Annotated in this window: 17 protein-coding genes and 1 riboswitch; of the genes, 6 read left to right on the top strand and 11 right to left on the bottom strand. The window is 64.6% G+C overall.

The annotated features are described in order from the left end of the window. Positions 1 to 107: 107 nt before the first annotated feature. The 3 genes from FJ949_RS04370 to FJ949_RS04360 form a co-directional block, all read right to left on the bottom strand. Positions 108 to 899, bottom strand: coding sequence for an amino acid ABC transporter ATP-binding protein (locus tag FJ949_RS04370; protein WP_140493325.1), 792 nt, complete (start codon positions 897 to 899; stop codon positions 108 to 110). Beyond that, on the bottom strand, positions 896 to 1,576 hold the full coding sequence (locus FJ949_RS04365; protein WP_140493321.1) for an ABC transporter permease subunit: 681 nt from the start codon (positions 1,574 to 1,576) through the stop codon (positions 896 to 898). The genes FJ949_RS04370 and FJ949_RS04365 overlap by 4 nt, the downstream gene beginning before the upstream one ends. Positions 1,577 to 1,684: 108 nt before the next feature. After that, on the bottom strand, positions 1,685 to 2,458 hold the full coding sequence (locus tag FJ949_RS04360) for an amino acid ABC transporter substrate-binding protein (RefSeq protein ID WP_140493318.1): 774 nt from the start codon (positions 2,456 to 2,458) through the stop codon (positions 1,685 to 1,687). A gap of 322 nt (positions 2,459 to 2,780) precedes the next feature. On the opposite strand from FJ949_RS04360, the gene FJ949_RS04355 reads away from it, so the two are divergent. Further along, complete coding sequence (locus FJ949_RS04355) at positions 2,781 to 3,647, top strand: RNA polymerase factor sigma-32 (RefSeq protein WP_140493315.1); 867 nt, start codon at positions 2,781 to 2,783, stop codon at positions 3,645 to 3,647. Between the two features lie 72 nt (positions 3,648 to 3,719). Here FJ949_RS04355 and FJ949_RS04350 read toward each other — a convergent pair whose 3' ends face one another. From FJ949_RS04350 to thiB, 4 genes are all read right to left on the bottom strand, one after another. Continuing rightward, positions 3,720 to 5,183 carry a M48 family metalloprotease gene (locus tag FJ949_RS04350; RefSeq protein ID WP_140493312.1) on the bottom strand — a complete coding sequence of 488 codons (1,464 nt, stop codon included), beginning with the start codon at positions 5,181 to 5,183 and terminating at the stop codon, positions 3,720 to 3,722. A gap of 257 nt (positions 5,184 to 5,440) precedes the next feature. Then, positions 5,441 to 6,223 (bottom strand): thiamine ABC transporter ATP-binding protein, encoded by a 783-nt coding sequence (gene thiQ / locus FJ949_RS04345; RefSeq protein ID WP_140493309.1) that lies wholly within the window; start codon positions 6,221 to 6,223, stop codon positions 5,441 to 5,443. Further along, on the bottom strand, positions 6,223 to 7,836 hold the full coding sequence (gene thiP / locus FJ949_RS04340; RefSeq protein ID WP_140493306.1) for a thiamine/thiamine pyrophosphate ABC transporter permease: 1,614 nt from the start codon (positions 7,834 to 7,836) through the stop codon (positions 6,223 to 6,225). Before thiP ends, thiQ begins: the two co-directional genes overlap by 1 nt. A gap of 237 nt (positions 7,837 to 8,073) precedes the next feature. Further along, positions 8,074 to 9,072: a thiamine ABC transporter substrate binding subunit gene (thiB, locus tag FJ949_RS04330; RefSeq protein WP_140493300.1), complete on the bottom strand. Its 999-nt coding sequence runs from the start codon at positions 9,070 to 9,072 to the stop codon at positions 8,074 to 8,076. A 42-nt stretch (positions 9,073 to 9,114) separates the two neighbouring features. Beyond that, positions 9,115 to 9,230: riboswitch (TPP riboswitch) on the bottom strand. Positions 9,231 to 9,318: 88 nt separating this feature from the next. Here thiB and FJ949_RS04325 point away from each other — a divergent pair. From FJ949_RS04325 to FJ949_RS04310, 4 genes are read left to right on the top strand one after another with little or no spacing between them, the layout of a single operon-like run. Next, the gene (locus FJ949_RS04325) at positions 9,319 to 9,963 is read left to right on the top strand and encodes a thiamine diphosphokinase (protein WP_140493297.1); all 645 of its coding nucleotides are present in this window, start codon (positions 9,319 to 9,321) and stop codon (positions 9,961 to 9,963) included. A gap of 1 nt (position 9,964) precedes the next feature. Beyond that, a complete protein-coding gene (locus FJ949_RS04320; protein ID WP_140493294.1) occupies positions 9,965 to 11,782 on the top strand; it encodes an ABC-F family ATP-binding cassette domain-containing protein in 1,818 nt (605 codons plus the stop codon). Between the two features lie 44 nt (positions 11,783 to 11,826). Then, the gene (locus FJ949_RS04315) at positions 11,827 to 12,069 is read left to right on the top strand and encodes a type II toxin-antitoxin system CcdA family antitoxin (protein ID WP_140493291.1); all 243 of its coding nucleotides are present in this window, start codon (positions 11,827 to 11,829) and stop codon (positions 12,067 to 12,069) included. After that, entirely contained in the window at positions 12,069 to 12,230 is a 162-nt protein-coding gene (locus tag FJ949_RS04310) for a CcdB family protein (RefSeq protein WP_318012521.1), read from the top strand. The genes FJ949_RS04315 and FJ949_RS04310 overlap by 1 nt, the downstream gene beginning before the upstream one ends. A gap of 106 nt (positions 12,231 to 12,336) precedes the next feature. Here FJ949_RS04310 and FJ949_RS04305 read toward each other — a convergent pair whose 3' ends face one another. Both FJ949_RS04305 and FJ949_RS04300 read right to left on the bottom strand, forming a co-directional pair. Further along, entirely contained in the window at positions 12,337 to 14,007 is a 1,671-nt protein-coding gene (locus FJ949_RS04305; RefSeq protein WP_140493288.1) for a hypothetical protein, read from the bottom strand. Positions 14,008 to 14,081: 74 nt separating this feature from the next. Continuing rightward, positions 14,082 to 15,380 (bottom strand): adenylosuccinate synthase, encoded by a 1,299-nt coding sequence (locus tag FJ949_RS04300; protein ID WP_140493285.1) that lies wholly within the window; start codon positions 15,378 to 15,380, stop codon positions 14,082 to 14,084. Positions 15,381 to 15,594: 214 nt separating this feature from the next. Between FJ949_RS04300 and FJ949_RS04295 the strand changes: the two genes are divergently transcribed. Then, entirely contained in the window at positions 15,595 to 16,497 is a 903-nt protein-coding gene (locus FJ949_RS04295; RefSeq protein WP_140493282.1) for a DMT family transporter, read from the top strand. A gap of 141 nt (positions 16,498 to 16,638) precedes the next feature. Here FJ949_RS04295 and serA read toward each other — a convergent pair whose 3' ends face one another. Together serA and FJ949_RS04285 are read right to left on the bottom strand one after the other, a co-directional pair. Then, entirely contained in the window at positions 16,639 to 18,237 is a 1,599-nt protein-coding gene (serA, locus tag FJ949_RS04290; RefSeq protein ID WP_140493279.1) for a phosphoglycerate dehydrogenase, read from the bottom strand. A gap of 157 nt (positions 18,238 to 18,394) precedes the next feature. Beyond that, positions 18,395 to 19,570, bottom strand: a complete 1,176-nt coding sequence (locus FJ949_RS04285) for a phosphoserine transaminase (protein ID WP_140493276.1) — start codon at positions 19,568 to 19,570, stop codon at positions 18,395 to 18,397. Positions 19,571 to 19,615: the final 45 nt, after the last annotated feature.

The raw sequence follows: 19,615 nt of genomic DNA, 5'->3' as shown, positions 1-19,615 counted from the left end.
CCCACTATTGCAGCGCATGGACACGCCCGTCCATCGAAATAGAAACACCGTGCCTGACGGCGGCTCACGAGGATAAATGCCCGGCAGGGAGCAAGCGCAGCGCAGGCCTAGGACGAGAAATTGCCGCCTTCTCCCCCACCCTCCTTCTCCGCCATTTCCTGCTTTAGCGTCGCGATGAACCGTCTTGTCCGTTCGCGCTCCGGATTGCCGAACAGCACCGCCGCGGGGCCCTTTTCGACGACAATGCCGGCCTCGAGGAACACCACCTCGCGAGCGATCTTTGAAGCAAGCCGCAGATCGTGCGTGGCCATCACCATCGTCGTCCCCTCGCTGGCGAGCCGGCCGAGCACGTCGACGACTTCCTGCGCCAGTTCCGGGTCGAGCGCGGAGGTCGGCTCGTCGCACAAAAGCACCTTTGGCGACGGCGCCAGCGCCCGGGCGATCGCTACCCGCTGCTGCTGGCCGCCCGACAGCGTTGCCGGCCAGGCATCGATCTTGTGCGCCATGCCGACCTTTTCCAGCAGCGCGAGCGCCCGTTCGCGCGCCCGTGCCTGGGGCCACTTCAGCACCGTCACCAGCCCTTCCATGACGTTCTCGATCGCGGTGCGATGCGGGAACAGTTGGAAGTTCTGGAACACCATGCCGGTCTGCAGCCGCAGCCGCTGAATGTCCCGGGCCGCCACCTTCGCTCCCGGATGGAACTCCAGCGCCTGATCGCCGATACGCACTGTGCCCGAAGTTGGGATCTCAAGCAGGTTGATGCAGCGCAGCAGCGTGCTTTTGCCGCCACCCGAAGGACCGACCAGCGCGGTGACGCTGCCTTCGGCGATGGTAACCGTCACGCCCTTCAGCACGAGATTGTCCCCGAAGCGCTTTTCGATGTTGGCAAGGTCGATCACGAGCGCGCCTCCAGGAACCCGCCATAGCGATTGAGCCGCGCCTCCAGCCGCGTCTGCAAGGCCGACAGCACCGAACTCATCGCAAGATAGAGGATAGCCGCCTCGACATAGAGGATCAGCGGCTCATAGGTGGTGGCGACGATGCGCTGCGCGGCCTGGAACATTTCCGGCACGGTGATGGCGGCGGCCAGCGACGTGTCCTTGACCAGCGAGATGAAGGTGTTGGAGAGCGGCGGCACCGCCACGCGCCCGGCCTGCGGCAAGATGGTGCGGCGCATCGCCTGGCTCCAGGTCATGCCGATCGAATAGGCCGCCTCCCATTGCCCCTTTGGCACCGCGCCTATCGCCGCGCGAACGATTTCCGACGAATAGGCGCCGATATTGAGCGTGAAGCCGATCAACGCCGCGGGAAACGCGTCAAGCAGGATGCCGGCCGAGGGCAGGCCGTAGAAGATCAGGAACAGCTGCACCAGGAGCGGCGTGCCGCGGAATATCCACACGTAGAAGCGCGCCACCGCGACCAGGGGCATTGGCCCGAAGAGCCGGATCAGCGCGGTTCCGAGACCGACGCTCAAGCCAAGCACAAAGGACAGGAGCGTCAGCGGTACGGTGAAGATCAACGCGGCCCATAGCAGCGAAGGCAGCGATTCCAGCATGAGTTGCAGCCAGTGCGGCACGAAAGGCTCCTTCTTGCGACTGCCGTATATCACGCGAAAGGCGGCGGGCCGTCAAAACGGTCCGCCGCCGGGCGATGTCGCGCGGGCCGCCAACGGCCCGGCCGTAAATTACTTCGAAACGTCCTGGCCGAAATACTTGTCTGCGATCTTCTGATAGGTACCGTCGGCCTTGATGTCGGCCAGGGCCTTGTTGATCGCGGCAACCAGTTCCGGATCGCCCTTGCGAACGATGACGCCGGAATAGTCGGCGTTCTCTTCCTGGGCCGCGATCTTCACATTGGCATCCGGCTTGTGCTTCTTGAAGTCGAGGAAGGACAGGCTGTCATTGATGGTTGCGTCGGCGCGGCCGGTCAGAAGCAGCTGGATCGACTGGTCGAACCCGTCGGTGCCGACCAGTTCGGCGCCGTTGGCCTCGGCCAGTTTGCCGAAATTCGAAGTCAGCGACTGCGCCGACTTCTTGCCCTTGAGATCGGCGAAACTCTTGATGTCGGTATTGTCGCCGCGCACGATCAGCACTGCCTTGGAGGCGATGTAGGGGTCGGAGAAATCGTATTTCGCCTTGCGGGCGTCGGTGATGCCGACTTCGTTGATGACCGCGTCATAGCGGTTGGCATCGAGGCCCGCGATCAGCCCGTCCCATTTGCCCTCGAGGAACTCTACCTTCACGCCGAGCTTGTCGCCGATCGCCTTGGCGATTTCGACATCGAAGCCGACCAGCGCTCCGCCGGCATCATGATAGGTAAAGGGTGCGTAGGTGCCCTCCGTGCCGACCTTGATGACGCCGGCCTGCTTGATCTGGTCGAGATTGGCGCCGGCATAGCCTGCGGTAACAGCCAGAACCTGCAAAGTTCCGGCGACGATGAGCGACTTGAGCCATTTCATTTTTCTGTGATCCCGTCCTGGCCTGATATCCGGCATGGTGTGTGAGCGCTGGAAATTGACAGATGTGAGTTGAAAAAATAAGGAATGAGATTTCAAAAACATCCATTATTCGGAATCGGATTCTACCACTGACGTTTCTGGCGGTGCCTCGAACCCGCCCGGAGTTTTTTCGCGCAGCCTCCACGCCGCGCCGCCGGCGGCGGAACCTTTCCCGCGCATGGCACGTTTTGCGTTCGTTGTAGGGCAGGACGCCGTCATTTCAAGTCGAGCGGCTGCCGGGTTTCGAAATGACATCCGTATCGCCAGAGCCAGGGAGTGCCTCATGATGGAAGACACGGCAGGACGGATCATGGTCCGCGCGGCAATGAGGGCTCCCTATCTCGAACGCGACGAGGAGTTGCGGCTGGCGCTGCGCTGGAAAAAGGACAACGACCAGAACGCGCTGCACAGCATCACCGTGGCGCATATGCGCCTGGTCATTTCCATGGCCTCCAAATTCCGTCATTACGGCCTGCCGCTTGGCGATCTGGTCCAGGAGGGCCATGTCGGCCTGCTCGAGGCCGCGGCCCGTTTCGAGCCGGAGCGCGAAGTGCGGTTTTCGACCTATGCGACCTGGTGGATCCGGGCCTCGATGCAGGACTACATCCTGCGCAACTGGTCGATCGTGCGCGGCGGCACCAGCTCGGCGCAAAAGGCTCTGTTCTTCAACCTGCGGCGCCTGCGCGCCCGGCTGGCGAACGGCGCCGCGGAGCCGCTGTCGAACAGGACGCTGTACCGCGAGGTTTCAGCGGCCCTCGGCGTCTCCGAAGCCGATGTCGCGCTGATGGATTCGCGGCTCTCGGCGCCCGACTCCTCCCTCAATGTCCCGCTTGCCGACGATGGGGGCGCGACCGAGCGGATGGACTTCCTCGTGTCGGACGATCCCTTGCCCGACGAGGTCGTCAGCGACACCATCGATATCGAACGCCGCTCGATATGGCTGAAGGCGGCGCTTGCCGCACTCAACGCGCGTGAGCTGCGCATCATCGAGGAGCGTCGGCTGAGCGACGAGGGCGCGACGCTCGAAGCGCTCGGCGAGACGCTTGGCATTTCCAAGGAACGCGTGCGCCAGATCGAGGCCCGCGCCATGGAAAAGCTGAAAGTGGCGCTGGTGAAGCAGAACCCGGAATTCCTCGCCACCGCCGCCTAAATCCATTCCAGGAAAACTACCTAGAAGTTTCTCGTCCCAAAAACGAGAGAGCGGGTCAGCGCCGACTATCGGCTATTTGTCGGTGACGATCTTGACCTTGTCGCCGGCCGAAACCGCGGCCCCCGGCGACAGCGCGTTGAGCACCCGGAACAGGTCGAGTTTGCGGTCGACGCCGACCATCTGTGCCGAAAGCGAACCCATCGTCTGCCCCGGCTGGACGGTGACCACGCGGATATGCAGCGGCTTCAGCGCCGCCTTTTCGGCGGCACTCAGAATGCGGAACGAGCCGCTGACGGAACGCGCCACGGTGTCGAGCGACGTGCTGGCGGATGGTGCCGCCGTCAGCAGCCGGTAGACCTGGCCGCCGGCGCGGATTACCGCGATATCGAACTGCCAGCCTTCGGCGCCTGCATGCGCCGTCGCCGCCTCGTTGCCGTTGATCGTTTCCTGCCTGACGCTCGCATCATCGAGACCGGCCACCCAGCCGCTCCTGATATAATCGGTCAGCGCACGGTTCTTGTCGATCGACACGCCGTCGAAGCGGATCGCAATGTCGCCCGGCCCGGTCGCCGTCACGGCGGCGGCCGAATTGTCGATGATAAAGCCCTCCGGCACCGAGAAGGACACGCCCAGGCCCGGATGCAGAAAGGTCTCGCCGCGCACATAGCCTTCTTCCGGCGTGTCGCCGTAGAGCAGGCCGTCTATCCCGGCGAGGAAGGCGTCGCGATCGCGGGTGCCGACGCCCGGCGGGCCGAACTGGCGGGCATGGCGTTGCGCAAGGTCGATACGCTGCGGCGTATTGGGATGCGTTGCCAGGAAATCGAGGCTGGCGTCGGTGGCGCCGCTGATCGAGCGGAAATCGGTGTAGGCCGACATGGACTGCAAGAAGCGGCCGGCGGCGTAAGGATCGTAGCCGGCTTCGCCGATCGACTTGATGCCGATCGCGTCGGCCTCCAGTTCCTGGTTGCGCGAAAACTGCGCCAGTCTCAGCTTGCCGCGGATCAGCGCCGCCTTGGCGGTCGGGCTGTCGCCGAGCACGTCGGAAACAACCTTGGTGGCGAGCCCCTCCTCGGCCTCGAGCTGCTGGCGCTGCAGGCCGTGGTTGGCGGTGACGTGGCCCATCTCATGCGCGATGACGGCGGCGAGCTCGGCCGAATCATTGGCCAGCGCCAGCAGGCCGCGCGTGACGTAGAGGTAGCCGCCCGGCAGTGCGAAGGCATTGACGTTGGGCGAATTGAGGATGGTGATACGATAGGTCTGGGTCGGGTTGGCCGACACCACCGTCAGGCTGCCTACGACCTTGGCGACCATGCGCTCGAGCTTGGGATCGGAGTATTCGCCGCCATAGGTCGCCAGGATGCGTGGATGCTGCGCCTTGGCCAGTTCGGCCAATTTGTTATTGGCCGCGACATTGTCGACCGTGATCGGTTTGTCGGAAGGCTGGAAGCCGGATTCCTGGACTTCCGGAGGTGTGAACATCTGGCAGCTTGCCAGGGCCACGACAAAGCCGGCCAGCGCCAGAAAGCGCGCCAGCATTTTCCCTCTTGGTCTTTCCGTGCCGGTCGGCAGAACGGCTTCCTTTCGGGTCTGGCGCATGCCCGCGAAAATCGGGGCGATCCTCGCAAGGGCTCATGCGCAAATCAAAGCATTACAGCATCCACGCCATACCAACGCGCGGCGGATGCCGCAGGCAAATCACGGCCTGCACCGGACCGGTACGGGGCGGACCTAGCCACACTACCTCTGTCATGGCAAGCAATCGCCCCGTCGCCAGGAGCCGGTTTGAGCGTAAATTATGTCCGCTTCCGGGCAATATCTCGTGATCCAGCCTCCCAGGCGCTTGTGCCAACATAGCGCCGGAAAACTTCAGGACCAGCCCCGGCAAAGAAATCATCCGCCTTGCCCTTGGCGGCAACCATGCCGTTGTCGAGGAACACCACCTCCTCACAAATACGGCGTGCGTCCTGTGGCTGGTGCGTGACGAACAGCAGCGTCATGCCCCGCTCGGCATGCACGTCGGCGACAAGATCGAGCATGTCGTCGCGCAAGGCCGGTCCGAGTGAAGCGAAAGGCTCGTCCAGAAGAAGCACCGGGCGGTTGCGAACCAGCACGCGCGTCAATGCGACACGCTGGCGTTCGCCTCCCGAAAGTTCGCGCGGCAGGCGTCTTTCCTTGCCCGCGAGGCCGGTGCGCGCGATCGCCTCCGCGATGTCAGCGCGGTCGGCCTCGGTCAGCCGCAGCGAGGGCGAGCGGCCGAGCCCGACATTCTCTTCGACCGAAAGATGGGCAAAAAGATTGTTTTCCTGGAACACCATCGACACCGGCCGCGCCGAAGGCGGCGCCGCGCCGACATCGGCGCCGCCGATCAGCACGCGGCCAGCCTGCGGCGTCTCGAAGCCCGCCACCAGATTGAGCAGCGTCGACTTGCCCGAGCCGCTCGGCCCCATGATGGCGGTAATTTTCGACGCGGCGAAATCGACATCGAAAACGAGCGGCGCGTCGCCGTAGCTGAACGAGACCGTGTCCAGCCGCACCTCGGCTCCCCTTGTCGCACCATTGGTGGCGCCCGCAGCCATCAGTCTCGTTCTCCCCTTCCCAGCCCGCTCGCCGCCACCACAAGCGCAAGGCAGACCAGACCGAGCAGCAGCGCCAGGCCGGCGGCGTCCTCGGTACGGTAGCTGCCCATGCGCGCCAGGAGAAGGTAGGGCAAGGTCTGCACGGAATCACTGCCGAACAATGCAATGACGCCGAGATCGCCAAGCGACAGCGCCATGGCAAACGCGAAGGCGGTGGCCAGCGGCCGTCGCAGCGAGGGCCAGTCGACCAGCCGCAACCGGGCCCAGCCCGCTATTCCCAGAAGCGCGCAGAGCCGCTCATGGCGCTCGCTCGCCGCATCATAGGCGGGGCGGATGGCACGGATGGCGAAAGGCATCGCCATGACTGCATTGACAGTGACGACCATGACCGGGGCTATGGCAAAGACATCGCCGACATGGCGCAGCAGAAGGAACCAGCCGGCGCCGATGACGATGGGCGGCACGACCAGGACGAAGCCGGCACCGGTGTCGGTGGCGTGTTCGAGCACGGTCCGCGGACCGGAGCGGCGCTTCAGGGCCAGCACGCGGCGCGCCATGGCGAGCGAAAGCGACAGCGCAACCGACAGCAGCGCCGACAGGAAGGCCAGCACGGCGCTGGTCAGCGTCGCCTGCCGCACCGCCGCCTCGCCGGCGAGACGACCGAGGTCGGCGCCGAGGCCTGACATCACCGTCGCCGTCATCGGCCCGGCGACGAACAAAAGGGCCAGCACGACGAGCGCGGCATTCAGCGCGGTCTCGGTCCTGCCGGCCGAGACGTAGCGGCGCGGCGCCACCGGCAGATTGGCGTCACCGGTGGTGTTGGCGCCGAGCCGCGTCAACGCCAGCACCACGACAAAGGTCAGCGCGATCTGCAGCAGCGTCAGCGCCACCGCCCGCGCGGGATCGAAATCGAAACGCAGCGCCTGGTAGATGCCGACCTCCAGCGTCGTCGCGCCGGGGCCACCGCCCAGCGTCAGCACGATCGTGAAGGATGTGATGCAGAGCATGAACACCAGGCCGGCGACGCCCGGCAGAGCGGCGCGCAGTGTCGGCCACTCGATCAGCCGGAAAACCGGTGCGGCACCCATGCCGAGCTGGCTCGCCAGGCGCCATTGGTCGGCTTGGATGGTTTGCAGCACTTCGAGGAACAGCCGCGTGGCCAGCGGCAGGTTGAAGAAGACATGAGCAACGAGGATGCCGGAGAGGCCATAAATGCCCGGCCAATGGTAACCGCCGACGGCACCAAGAAAGCCGGCGAAATAGCCGGCGCGGCCGTAGAGCGCCAGGATGCCGAGCGCCGCGACGATCGCCGGCAGCGCCAGCGGCAGGGCGAAGAGCTGCAGGATGAAGCCGCGGCCGGGAAAGTGCGGATGCCGCGACAGCGCGCGAGCCACGAACAGGGCCGGCGCCACCGACAGCAGCGTCGAAAGCGCCGCCTGCCACAACGTAAAGCGCACGACGCGCAGGAGATAAGGATCGAAGGCCGCCCAGGCTCCGGAGAAATCGTTCGCGCCTTCGAAAAGAAGACCCGCAAACGCGCCGCCGATCAGCAGCGCGATCGCCGCAAGCGCGAGGATGCCGGCGGAGATGCGGGGGTCAGACGCGCGCTGCACGCTGGGCCGCCCAAAGGACCTTTAGCAAGCGTCGCGTTCCTTCGCGCCCCCCTCTGTCCTGCCGGACATCTCCCCCACTTGGGGGGAGATTGGCTGCTTCAGCGCTCCACCCTCTCCTGTGACGTCGCCAATTGGCGAAAGCCGTCGTGACGGCCAATCTCCCCCCTCGTGGGGGAGATGTCCGGCAGGACAGAGGGGGGCGCCGTAGAGCACTCATCATTCGATCATACGACCAAACTACTTGCTCATCACCGCCAGCCATTCATCCACCCATGCCTTGCGGTTGGCCGCGACCTCCTCGGGACTGAACAGCAAGGTTTTGGTCGGCCTGACCAGTCTGTCGAAGGCCGGATTGAGCGGCTTGTCGGTCTTGCCGGCCGGGAACATCCAGTTGGTCTCGGGGATGACATCCTGGAATTTCGGCCCGGTCATGAAGGCGATGAACTTTTCCGCCAGCGGATTTTTGGCTCCCGTCGTGGTGATGCCGGCGACCTCGATCTGCAGATACTCGCCCTCCTCGAAGGAAGCGGCCTGGTAGCGCTCGGTGTTCTCGGCAACCATGTGGTAGGCGGGCGAGGTCGTGTAGGACAACACCATCGGCGCCTCGCCCTTGGTGAACAGGCCGTAGGCCTCGCTCCAGCCCGGCGTCACGGTCAAGACCTTCGCCTTGAGCTTGGCCCAGGCCTCCGGCGCCTTGTCGCCATAGACCGACTTCACCCACAACAGCAGGCCGAGGCCCGGCGTCGAGGTGCGCGGATCCTGGATAACGATCTTGTCGTCGGCACTGCCCTCGACCAATTCCTTCAGGCTCTTGGGCGGCGTCTTCAGCTTCTGCGTGTCATAGACGACGGCGAAATAGCCATAGTCGTACGGGACAAAGATGTCGTCGTTCCAGCCGCCCGGCACATTGAGCCCGGCCACGGCGCCATGCGGCGCAAACAGGCCAGTGGCCTTGGCGTCGGCGGTGAGATTGGTGTCGAGGCCAAGCACGATGTCGGCCTTGGTCGCGGCCCCTTCCAGCTTGACGCGGTTGAGCAGCGCGACGCCGTCGGCAACCGAGACGAAGTCGACATCGCAGCCGCATTCGGCCTCGAATCCCTTCTTCACCACCGGGCCGGGCCCCCAGTCGGCGGTGAAGCTCTCGTAGGTGTAGACGGTGAGTTTGTCCTTGGCCAAGGCCGGCCCGGAGAGAACCACGACCATTGCAGAGACAAGGGCGTATAAAAGCGTGCGCATCGGCGCCTCCTTCGTTCGCGTTAAAGGAATTGAGGCGTCGGACTGTCCGAAACGTCTAATCCCTCCGCCGGTACAAACCGGATCAGGTTCAGCGGGTTGGCGAGACTGCCTCTCAGCCGGTCCGCGAAATATCGCGTCCGGCACCCCGTTAGAGCGCCTCGACACATAGGCCCGGCCGGTGAACCGCGCAAGTGGCTGTTTGCCGGCCTTCCGTTTCCGCTGCCGGGCTGGTAAGGGCCACACGATATGAGCACATTCACCATCCTGCTTGGCGGCGATCTCGTCCGCACGCCACGGCTCGACCGTCAGGTCGAGGGAACCCGCGTCATCGCCGCCGATGCCGGCATCGGCCATGCGAGGACGCTCGGCCTTGTGCCGGAACTGTGGGTCGGCGATTTCGACTCCGTGCCCGCCGGCCTGCCGGATGAGTTGGCCGCCGTGCCGCGCCGGACCTTTCCGGCAGAGAAAGACGCCACCGATGGAGAACTCGCGATATCGGCCGCCCTGGAGCGCGGCGCTACCAGCCTCGTGCTCGCCGGCGCCTTCGGCGGCAAGCGCGCCGACCATGCCTTCCTGCACATGGCGCTCGCCCTGCGGCTGGCCGGGGCCGGGACAAAGGTGCTGTTGACCAGCGGCGCGCAGGAAGCCGTGCCCCTGGCGCACGGCACGGCCCGCTTCGACTATGCCGACGGCACCCTGTTCTCGATCCTGGGTTTTTCCGAGCTTGCAGGGCTGACCGTCGCCGGTGCGAAATGGCCGCTTGACCGCGTCAAGGTCGCGTTCGGCTCGTCGCTGACCATCTCCAACGAGGTCAAGGGCAGGCTCGAGATCGCGCTGGGAGCGGGCCGCGCGCTGCTGCTCGCCCATCCCTATCCCTTGCCAGAAAGCTGACATGGCGCCGCCTCTTCTCAATCTCGACGGAATAAAACTGACCTTCGGCGGCACGCCCCTGCTCGACGGCGCCGACTTGGCTGCGTCGGCCGGCGACAAGATCGCGCTGGTCGGCCGCAACGGGTCCGGCAAGTCGACGCTGCTCAAGATCGCCGCCGGCCTGATCGAGCCGCAGGACGGCGAGGTGTTCCGCCAGCCATCGGCGACCGTCCGCTATCTGCCGCAAATGCCCGACATGGACGGCTTCGCAACCGTGCGCGCCTATGTCGAGGCCGGCCTCGGTCCCGCCGACGATCCTTATCGCGCCAGCTACCTGATGGAGCACCTCGGCCTCTCGGGCGAGGAGCAGCCGGGCGACCTCTCCGGCGGCGAGGCCAGGCGCGCCGCCCTTGCCCGCGTCATGGCGCCCGAGCCTGATATCCTGCTGCTCGATGAGCCGACCAACCATCTCGATCTCTCGGTGATCGAATGGCTGGAAGAGGAACTCGTCCGCACCTCCTCGGCCCTCATCGTCATCTCGCACGACCGCCGTTTCCTTGAGCGCGTATCGCGCGCCACCGTGTGGCTCGACCGGGGCCAGACGCGCCGGCTGGATAAGGGCTTCGGCCATTTCGAGGAATGGCGCGACCAGGTGCTTGAGGAAGAAGAGCGCGAACAGCACAAGCTCGGCCGCCAGATCGTGCGCGAGGAACACTGGCTGCGCTATGGCGTGACGGCGCGGCGCAAGCGCAACATGCGCCGCCTGGGCGAATTGCAGACCATGCGCCAGCGTTTTCGCGGCCATCGCGGCGCCGAAGGCACCGCGACCATGGTGGCCAGCGACGCCGCCGAATCCGGCAAGCTGGTGATCGAGGCCAGGAACATCGAGAAGAGCTTTGGCGACCTCACCGTGGTCAAGGGGTTCTCGACCCGCATCCAGCGCGGCGACCGCATCGGCCTCGTCGGGCCGAACGGCGCCGGCAAGACGACGCTTCTGAAGATGCTGACCGGAGAATTGCAGCCGGATGCCGGTTCGGTGCGGCTCGGCACCAATCTGGAGATCGCCACGCTCGACCAGAAGCGCGAGGCGGTCGATCCGCAGGAAACGCTGGCGCAATATCTCACCGACGGGCGCGGCGAGAACCTTGTCATCAATGGCGAGCAGCGCCACGTCGTCTCCTACATGAAGGACTTCCTGTTCAAGCCGGAGCAGGCACGCACGCCGGTGCGCGAGCTGTCGGGCGGCGAGCGGGCACGGCTGATCCTTGCGCGCGTGCTGGCCCGGCCGGCGAACTTGCTGGTGCTCGATGAGCCGACCAACGATCTCGACATGGAAACGCTGGAGTTGCTGCAGGAACTGGTCGCCGGCTTTGCCGGTACGGTCATCCTGGTCAGCCACGACCGCGATTTCCTCGACCGCACCGTGACCAGCGTGATCGCGCCGGACGGCGGCGGTCGCTGGGTCGAATATGCCGGCGGCTATTCCGACATGCTGGAGCAGCGCGGCGGTACCAGGCTCGACGACCGCAAGGCGCGCGCGAAGGCGGATGCAAGCGACGTACCGACGGCGAAGGCGGACAGCGCCACCGCCAAAGCCCCGGCAAAAAAACTCTCGTTCAAGCAGAAATTCGCGCTGGAATCGCTGCCCAAGAAGATCGAGGCGGTGACAGCCTCGATCTCGCGGCTGGAGAACAACATCGCCGATCCGGCCTATTACGAGCGCGATCCGGCCTCGTTCCAGAAGACCATCGCCGCCCTCGACAAGGAGCGCGCGGCACTGGCGGCACTGGAGGAAGAGTGGCTCGAACTGGAGATGTTGCGCGAGGAGATGGAGGGGTGAGGATGGTATACGCTGCGTTATGCGCTTAAAAGAGGGCTGTCTCCGTGCTTCAATCGACGACAAAACCTCAGCGAAAGTCTGTCAATACATCCATTGACGCTCAGCTGATCAAAGACGCCAAAGCGTCGGGTATCAATCTCTCGCGCGCCGCCGAGGCAGGTATTGCGAAGGCCATCGCGGCGGAAAAAACGCGTCGGTGGCAAGAGGAGAACTTTGAGGCGATTGTGAGCTCCAACGCCTATGTCGAGCGGAACGGGTTGCCATTGGCCACACGCCCGCTGTTTTGATGGCCCGTTACGATCTCTATCGGAATGCCGGAGGCAGTGGTTACCTTGTCGATGTTCAGTCCGACCTTCTTGAGAGGCTGAACACGAGAGTCGTCATTCCGTTGATGCCGCCCGACACAGCCCCCGTTCCTGGCCCCCGGCTCTGCCTTGATGGCCACTGAATTACCGGATGCCGAGGGAAATCTCTCCAAGCACCACGACGACATCGTCGCCGCGCTCGACATGCTGTTCCAAGGCTTCTGACCGGAGCCGACCGTTGCCGTCGGCTCAGCCCGCCGTCTTCGCCTGCCAAGCCTTGATCGCCTCGTCGAACACCTTCTCGCCGGGAATGCCTTTTTCCATCGTCAGCAACGCTCGTCGTCCGGTCTTGTAGACGACCGGCACGTCGATCCAGTCCTGTCCCCGAAGCAAGGTCAGGTTGGCGTCCTCGTCGGCCTTGGTGTCGTTGAGCGCGACGAGGAAGAAGCCGTCGGCGATCTTGGCCGGAATGCCGATCAGCGGGCTGCCGGCATCCTGCTCGGAACTCTTCATGGCCACGCGCAGGATGTTGTCGACGCCGCCGCCTTCGAAACCGTCGGGCGTCAGGAAGATCATCTCGATGATGTGGCTGGCCGGCAGCGTCTGGTCAGTGTTGCGGCGGATGGTCATGCGCAACTGGATGTCCTTGCCGGGAATGGTCGCCTCGGCGCGGATCGCCGGCTCAGGCGGCAGGTCGCCGCCGGGCGATTCCTGCACCAGCGACCAGACGATGTTGCCCGGCTCGGCCGAACCCTGCGCGGTGCTGGTGCGCTCCTCATAGAAGATCGCCTTCTGGCCGACCGGCAGAGAGGTTTGCGTCGGCGCACCGGCAGGCGAGGGCGGCGTGGCGGCGTTGTCAGCCGGCGCCGCGGGTGCGGTCGCCGCCGGCGCAGCGCCCGGTGCAGGGGGCGTGGTCCCGGCGGGCGCGCCTGCGGCCGGCGTGCCTCCTGCCGGAGCCGACAAGGCCGGGGTGGTCGTGGCTGAAGGCGGCGTCGTCAGCGCCGCGACGGACTCGCCCTCGCCCACGCCGCTCTGTCCGCCGGCCGGGCCAGGATCGACCTCGCTTCCTTGCGGTGTCAGTCTTTGAGTGAACTTCGGTGTCCCTTCGGGCTCGGCACCGCTAGCCGCAGGTGCCGGGGGCGTTGCCGCCGCATCGCTCGCCGGCTTGGCGGGTGTCGATTTGACCGGCTCGGTCGTCGCGACCTTGCTGCCGCCGCCCAGACCCAGCATCTTGCCGAAGGCATCCTTGTTCAGCCAGATGCCATAGCCGCCGCCGGCAATGACCAGCAACGCAACGGCAGCGGCAATCAGCCCGCCATAGCTGCGCTTGCGTTCAGCCGGACGCAAGCGCTGGAAAGTGTCGGCGGCCGCAGCCTTTTCGTCGCTCGCAAAGACATCGGCATGCTCGTCGTCCTGACCCACATCCATGCCAGGCTGAGCCCTGTCGTCGAACTCCGTGGCCGGCTGCACCGGTACGGGCTTTTGCCAGTTCGGCTCGACCTCGGCGGCGGGCGATGCAGGCCTGGAGATGTCGGGCTCCGGAGCGGGGGGCGGCGGCTTGTAGGGTTCAGCCTTCGAGGCAGGCGCTGCCGGCCAGGCCGGCTCCGCCTTTACCGGCTGTTTGGTATGGTTCGACTGGTTCTTGTTGCGATCGATGGAGGAAAATATGTGCTCCAGTTCGGCAAGCGGATCGGTCTCCGGCACGCTTTTGGCATATTCGCGCTCGAGCCTCGATATGGCGTCTTCCAGGCCGCGCTTCTGCCTTTCGGCTTCCGACGGCGAAAGCGGCGGCTCGCGCTCGGCAATCTTCTTTGCAATCGTCGAGCGCGCTTTGTCGTAGACTTTGGCCCGCAGCTCCGGCGTAGGATCGCCAAAATTGTTTATCGTATCCCTCAGAGCAGAAACGAAATCTTTCGCCATGCGTCAGTCGACCTGTATTGTGCTCCGGGCCGGCCTCCGCAAATCAGCCGCAACGCCCGGAAAGGCTTGAGAAACTAGTCTTGAAACGGATCGGTCACAAGTATCGTGTCGTCCCGTTCCGGGCTGGTGGAGAGGAGCGCGACCGGCGCGCCGATCAACTCCTCGATATGGCGGACATATTTGACGGCCTGGGCCGGAAGGTCGTTCCAGCTGCGCGCGCCGGCGGTGGTGCCTTTCCACCCCTCCAGCGTCTCGTAGATTGGCTCGACGCGGGCCTGCGCGCCCTGGCTGGCGGGTAAATAGTCGATCGTCTCGCCGTCGAGGCGGTAGCCGGTACAGACCTTGATCTCGTCCAGCCCGTCAAGCACATCGAGCTTGGTCAGGGCGATGCCCTTGATGCCGTTGACGGCGACGGCCTGGCGCACCAGCACCGCGTCGAACCAGCCGCAGCGGCGCTTGCGGCCGGTGACGACGCCGAATTCATGGCCGCGCGTGCCGAGGAATTCACCGATCTCGTTCTGCTGCTCGGTCGGGAACGGACCTTCGCCTACGCGCGTCGTATAGGCCTTGGTGATGCCAAGCACATAGCCGATGGCGCCCGGGCCCACGCCGGCACCGGCTGCCGCCTGGCCGGCGACGGTGTTGGACGAGGTGACAAACGGATAGGTGCCATGATCGATGTCGAGCAGCGTGCCTTGCGCGCCCTCGAACAGGATGCGCTCGCCGGCCCGGCGCTTGTCGTCGAGCACCTTCCAGACCCGGTCCATGTAGGGCAGGATTTCGCCGGCGACCGAGGTCAGCTCTTGCATGACCGCGTCATGCGTGGCTTCGGCATGGCCAAGGCCGCGACGCAGTGCATTGTGATGCGTCAACAGCCTGTCGACCTTCAAGGGTAGTGTTTCCAAATCCGCCAGATCCATCACCCGCACCGCGCGCCGGCCCACCTTGTCCTCATAGGCGGGGCCGATACCGCGGCGGGTCGTGCCAATCTTGGTCCCGGAATTTGAGGCGGCGTCCTCGCGGAAGCCGTCCAGTTCCCGGTGCAGGGACAGGATAAGCGCTGTGTTTTCGGCTATTTTCAGGCGCTCCGGCGTTACCTCGACGCCTTGCCCCTTGAGCTTCGCCACTTCGGCGACGAATGCGTGCGGATCGAAGACGACGCCATTACCGATGATGGACAGCTTGCCCTGCCGCACGACGCCCGACGGCAACAGCGACAGCTTGTAGACCTTGCCGTCGACGACCAGCGTGTGGCCGGCATTGTGGCCGCCCTGGAAACGCACCACGACATCGGCGCGCTCCGACAGCCAGTCGACGATCTTGCCCTTGCCTTCGTCACCCCATTGCGAGCCGACGACCACCACATTGGCCATGTTTCTTTTCCTTCGAGGCGCCGCCGCGCGGCTTGGATACGGTTCGAAACGACAGGCCTCTATAACGTCAAGAGCAGGCCGATGCGACCTTTCTTTGCCGCCGAAAATGGGCTGAGGCACAACAATTTTCAGCTTTGACATCATTTACTTGTCCAGGCGCGGGCAATAGGCCGGCGGGCACGCCCCATTCACCTCCTCCCCGCTGCGACCCGCCATGCACCGAAGCCCCTACATGTTCCTGCTGCTCACCACCTTGCTGTGGGGCGGCAACTCGGTGGCCGGCAAGCTGGCGGTCGATCACGTCTCACCGATGACGCTGGTCTTCCTGCGCTGGGTGTTGGCGGTGGCGATCCTGCTGCCGATCGGCTGGAATGCGCTGAAAAGAGATTGGCCCGTCGTGCGCAGGCACTGGTTCGTGCTCGCCGCACTTGGCGCCAGCGGCTTCACCTTGTTCAACACGATCTTCTATACGGCGCTCAATTACACGACCGCGATCAACGTTTCGATCGAGCAGGCGGCGATGCCTATCCTGATCATCGTAGCCAATTTCATCTTCTTCCGCGTCCGCGTGAACTGGGCGCAGATCGCCGGCGTGGTACTGACGATCTTCGGCGTCATCCTGACCGCCTGCCACGGCGATCCGCGCCGGCTGTTGACATTGGAGCTCAATTTCGGCGACGCCATCATGCTGGTCGCGGTCATTCTCTACAGTGGCTATTCGGTCGGGTTGCGGCTGAAGCCGGCCATGCAATGGCAGAGCCTGATGCTGGCCATGTCGCTCGCCGCGCTCATCACCTCGCTGCCGTTCTTCCTATGGGAAATCGTGGCCGGCAAGGTCATCGTTCCCGACGCGCGCGGCTGGGCGGTGATCGTCTATACCGCGATCGGCGCCTCGGTCGTCTCGCAGATATTCTACATCAGGGGCAATGAGCTGATCGGCGCCAACCGGGCCGGCCTGTTCATCAACCTGGTGCCGATCTTCGGCACCCTGCTTTCGGTGCTGATCGTCGGCGAGACATTCCAGCTCTACCAGGCGTTGGCGCTCGTCCTCGTGCTGGGCGGCATCGCGCTTGCCGAATATAGCGGCCGCAAGGCAGCCATGCCGAGGCGCCAGTAAACTCACTTCGCGCCCCGATCGTCAGCCTTGAGGAGAGCGTCGGCTCGCCCGGCAATTCGCAGGACTACTGCAATTCCTTGCGCACCGCCGCCACGTCGTCGGACGAGACTGCCGGGGCGGCATTGCCCCAGCAGACAAGCCCTACACGCTGCCGACCTCGAACTGCAGCCGCTTGGCCGAATCGATCGATTTGTGCGCCCGCACCTGCTCCAGCACTTTTTCCGGAAACGGTGCGTCGAGATAGAGCAGCGCGATGGCATCGCCCCCCGGCCGGTTGCGGCCGAGCTGGAAGTTGGCGATGTTGACGCCGTTCTCGCCGCACACCGTGCCGAGCAGGCCGATAATGCCCGGCGCGTCGGCATTGGTCGTGTAGAGCATGTGCTGGCCGACCTCGGCATCGAGATTGATGCCCTTGATCTGGATGAAGCGCGGCTTGCCGTCGGAGAAGCAAGTGCCGGCGATCGAGCGCGTCATATGCTCGGTCTTGACCGTCAGCTTGATATAGCCGTCGAACACGCCCGATTTGTCGCGCTTGACCTCGGCGACGATGATGCCGCGCTCCTTCACCATGATCGGCGCCGACACCATGTTGACGTCGGCGACCTGCGGCCTGATCAGCCCGGCAAGGGCCGCGCTGATCAGCGCGCGCGTATTCATCGTCGCGGTCGAGCCGTCGAACAGGATTTCCACCTCCTTGATCGGGTCCTCGGTGACCTGGCCGACAAAGGCGCCAAGCACTTCGGCGAGCTTGACGAAGGGCTTGAGCCGCGGCGCTTCCTCCGCGGTGATCGACGGCATGTTGATGGCGTTGGAGACGGCGCCCTTGATCAGGTAGTCGGCCATCTGTTCGGCGACCTGCAGCGCGACGTTCTCTTGCGCCTCCGCCGTCGAGGCGCCGAGATGGGGGGTGGCCACCACATTCTCCATGCCGAACAATGCGTTCTGTTCGGCCGGCTCGGCCTCGAACACGTCGATGCCGGCGCCGGCCACCTTGCCGCTTTTCAGCGCCGCCACCAGGTCGGCTTCGACGACCAGCCCGCCACGGGCGCAGTTGATGATGCGCACGCCGTCCTTCATTTTGGCGATCGCGGCGGCATCGATGATGTTGCGCGTCTTGTCGGTCAGCGGCGTGTGCAGCGTGATGAAGTCCGCGCGCGCGAAGAGCTCGTCCAGTTCAACCTTGTCGACGCCAAGTTCCTCGGCGCGTTTGTCCGACAGGAACGGATCGAAGGCGACGACATGCATCTTCAGGCCGACGCCGCGCGTGGCGACGATCGAGCCGATATTGCCGCAGCCGATGACGCCGAGCGTCTTGCCGGTGATCTCGACGCCCATGAAGCGGTTCTTTTCCCATTTGCCTGCATGCGTCGAGGCGTTGGCTTCCGGGATCTGGCGGGCGAGCGCGAAGATCATTGCTACCGTATGCTCGGCCGTCGTGATCGAATTGCCGAACGGCGTGTTCATCACGATAATGCCCTTGCGGCTGGCCGCCGGTATGTCGACATTGTCGACGCCGATACCGGCCCGGCCGACGACCTTGAGCCTGGTGGCGGCATTGATCAGCTTCTCGGTAACCTTGGTCGCCGAGCGGATGGCGAGGCCGTCATACTGGTCAATCACTTCAAGCAGCTTCTCCTTGTCCTTGCCGAGATCTGGAAGATAGTCGACCTCGATGCCGCGATCCCTAAAGATCTGAACAGCGGTGGTGGAAAGTTTATCCGAGACGAGAACGCGAGGCATGGGATTGGTCCTTGTTGCTTACCCCACCCGCCTTCGCTTCGCTCAGGCACCTTCTCCACGGGGGAGAAGGTCAGGCGCCACCTTCTCCCCTTGTGGGAGAAGGTGGCCGCGAAGCGGCCGGATGAGGGGTATTCCAGAAAATGATACCGTTCGAGTTTCAGGCCGCTGCTTTCAGCGACGCCTTCTGGCCGGCGAAGGCCCAGTCGAGCCAGGGCAGCAGCGCTTCGAGATCGGAGGTCTCGACCGTTGCGCCGCACCAGATGCGCAGGCCAGGCGGCGCGTCGCGATAGGAACCGATGTCATAGGCGACACCTTCCTTGTCGAGCGCTGAAACCAGACCCTTGGCGAAGGCCGCCTGTGCGTCGGCGTCGAGTGCAGCGACTTGTCCGTCGGTGAAGGACAGGCAGACGGACGTGTTCGACCGCGTCGCCGGCTCTACGGCGAGATGGCCAAGCCAGGAGGATTTCGCGACGAAACGGTCGAGCACCGCGGCATTGGCGTCGGCCCTTGCGACCAGCGCATCGAGGCCGCCGATCGATTTCGCCCAGCTGAGCGCGTCGAGATAGTCCTCGACGCACAGCATCGATGGCGTGTTGATGGTTTCGCCCTTGAAGATGCCTTCGATCAATTTGCCGCCCGAGGTCAGGCGGAAGATCTTCGGCAGCGGCCATGCAGGCTTATAGCTCTCCAGCCGCTCGACGGCGCGGGGCGACAGGATCAGCATGCCATGCGCGCCTTCGCCGCCCAGCACCTTCTGCCAGGAGAAGGTCATGACATCGAGTTTCTCGAAATCGAGCTTCTGCGCGAAGGCGGCCGACGTCGCGTCGCAGATGGTCAGACCCTTGCGGCCGGCCGGGATGAAATCGCCGTTCTGCACGCGCACGCCCGAGGTCGTGCCGTTCCAGGTAAAGACCACGTCGCGGTCGAAATCGATCTTGCCGAGATCCGGCAGTTCGCCGTAACCGGCCTCGAGCTTGCGCACATCGGCAAGCTTCAACTGCTTGACCACGTCGGTGATCCAGCCGGAGCCGAAACTCTCCCAGGCGACCATGTCGACGCCGCGCTCGCCCAGCAGCGACCAAAGCGCCATCTCGACGGCGCCTGTGTCGGACGCCGGCACGATGCCGATGCGGTAGTCGGCAGGAACCTGGAGAATTTCGCGCGTCAGCGCGATCGCCTGTTCGAGCTTGGTCTTGCCGATCTTGGCGCGATGGGAACGGCCGAGCGCGGCAGCTTTCAGCGCCTCGACCGACCAGCCGGGACGTTTCGCGCAGGGACCTGAGGAAAAATTGGGGTTTGCCGGACGGAGTCCGGGCTTCGTATGCGTCGTCATCGTGGTCTATCCTTCCAGATAGTGGCCCCTCGTTGGGGAGGGGTG

The sequence above is a fragment of the Mesorhizobium sp. B2-4-1 genome (assembly GCF_006442185.1).
Taxonomy (GTDB): domain Bacteria; phylum Pseudomonadota; class Alphaproteobacteria; order Rhizobiales; family Rhizobiaceae; genus Mesorhizobium.
The sequence above is the reverse complement of the archived record's forward strand: the minus strand, read 5'-3'. Positions and strand labels throughout refer to the sequence as shown.

Bases quoted from the DNA above. Each gene is read 5' to 3' on its own strand.
- FJ949_RS04310 (WP_318012521.1), top strand. From the start codon at position 12,069: ATGGCCCGTTACGATCTCTATCGGAATGCCGGAGGCAGTGGTTACCTT.
- thiQ (WP_140493309.1), bottom strand. From the start codon at position 6,223: ATGGCTGCGGGCGCCACCAATGGTGCGACAAGGGGAGCCGAGGTGCGG.
- FJ949_RS04285 (WP_140493276.1), bottom strand. From the start codon at position 19,570: ATGACGACGCATACGAAGCCCGGACTCCGTCCGGCAAACCCCAATTTT.
- thiB (WP_140493300.1), bottom strand. From the start codon at position 9,072: ATGCGCACGCTTTTATACGCCCTTGTCTCTGCAATGGTCGTGGTTCTC.
- FJ949_RS04300 (WP_140493285.1), bottom strand. From the start codon at position 15,380: ATGGCCAATGTGGTGGTCGTCGGCTCGCAATGGGGTGACGAAGGCAAG.
- FJ949_RS04305 (WP_140493288.1), bottom strand. From the start codon at position 14,007: ATGGCGAAAGATTTCGTTTCTGCTCTGAGGGATACGATAAACAATTTT.
- FJ949_RS04360 (WP_140493318.1), bottom strand. From the start codon at position 2,458: ATGAAATGGCTCAAGTCGCTCATCGTCGCCGGAACTTTGCAGGTTCTG.
- FJ949_RS04295 (WP_140493282.1), top strand. From the start codon at position 15,595: ATGCACCGAAGCCCCTACATGTTCCTGCTGCTCACCACCTTGCTGTGG.
- FJ949_RS04320 (WP_140493294.1), top strand. From the start codon at position 9,965: ATGGCGCCGCCTCTTCTCAATCTCGACGGAATAAAACTGACCTTCGGC.
- FJ949_RS04350 (WP_140493312.1), bottom strand. From the start codon at position 5,183: ATGCTGGCGCGCTTTCTGGCGCTGGCCGGCTTTGTCGTGGCCCTGGCA.
- FJ949_RS04355 (WP_140493315.1), top strand. From the start codon at position 2,781: ATGATGGAAGACACGGCAGGACGGATCATGGTCCGCGCGGCAATGAGG.
- serA (WP_140493279.1), bottom strand. From the start codon at position 18,237: ATGCCTCGCGTTCTCGTCTCGGATAAACTTTCCACCACCGCTGTTCAG.
- FJ949_RS04325 (WP_140493297.1), top strand. From the start codon at position 9,319: ATGAGCACATTCACCATCCTGCTTGGCGGCGATCTCGTCCGCACGCCA.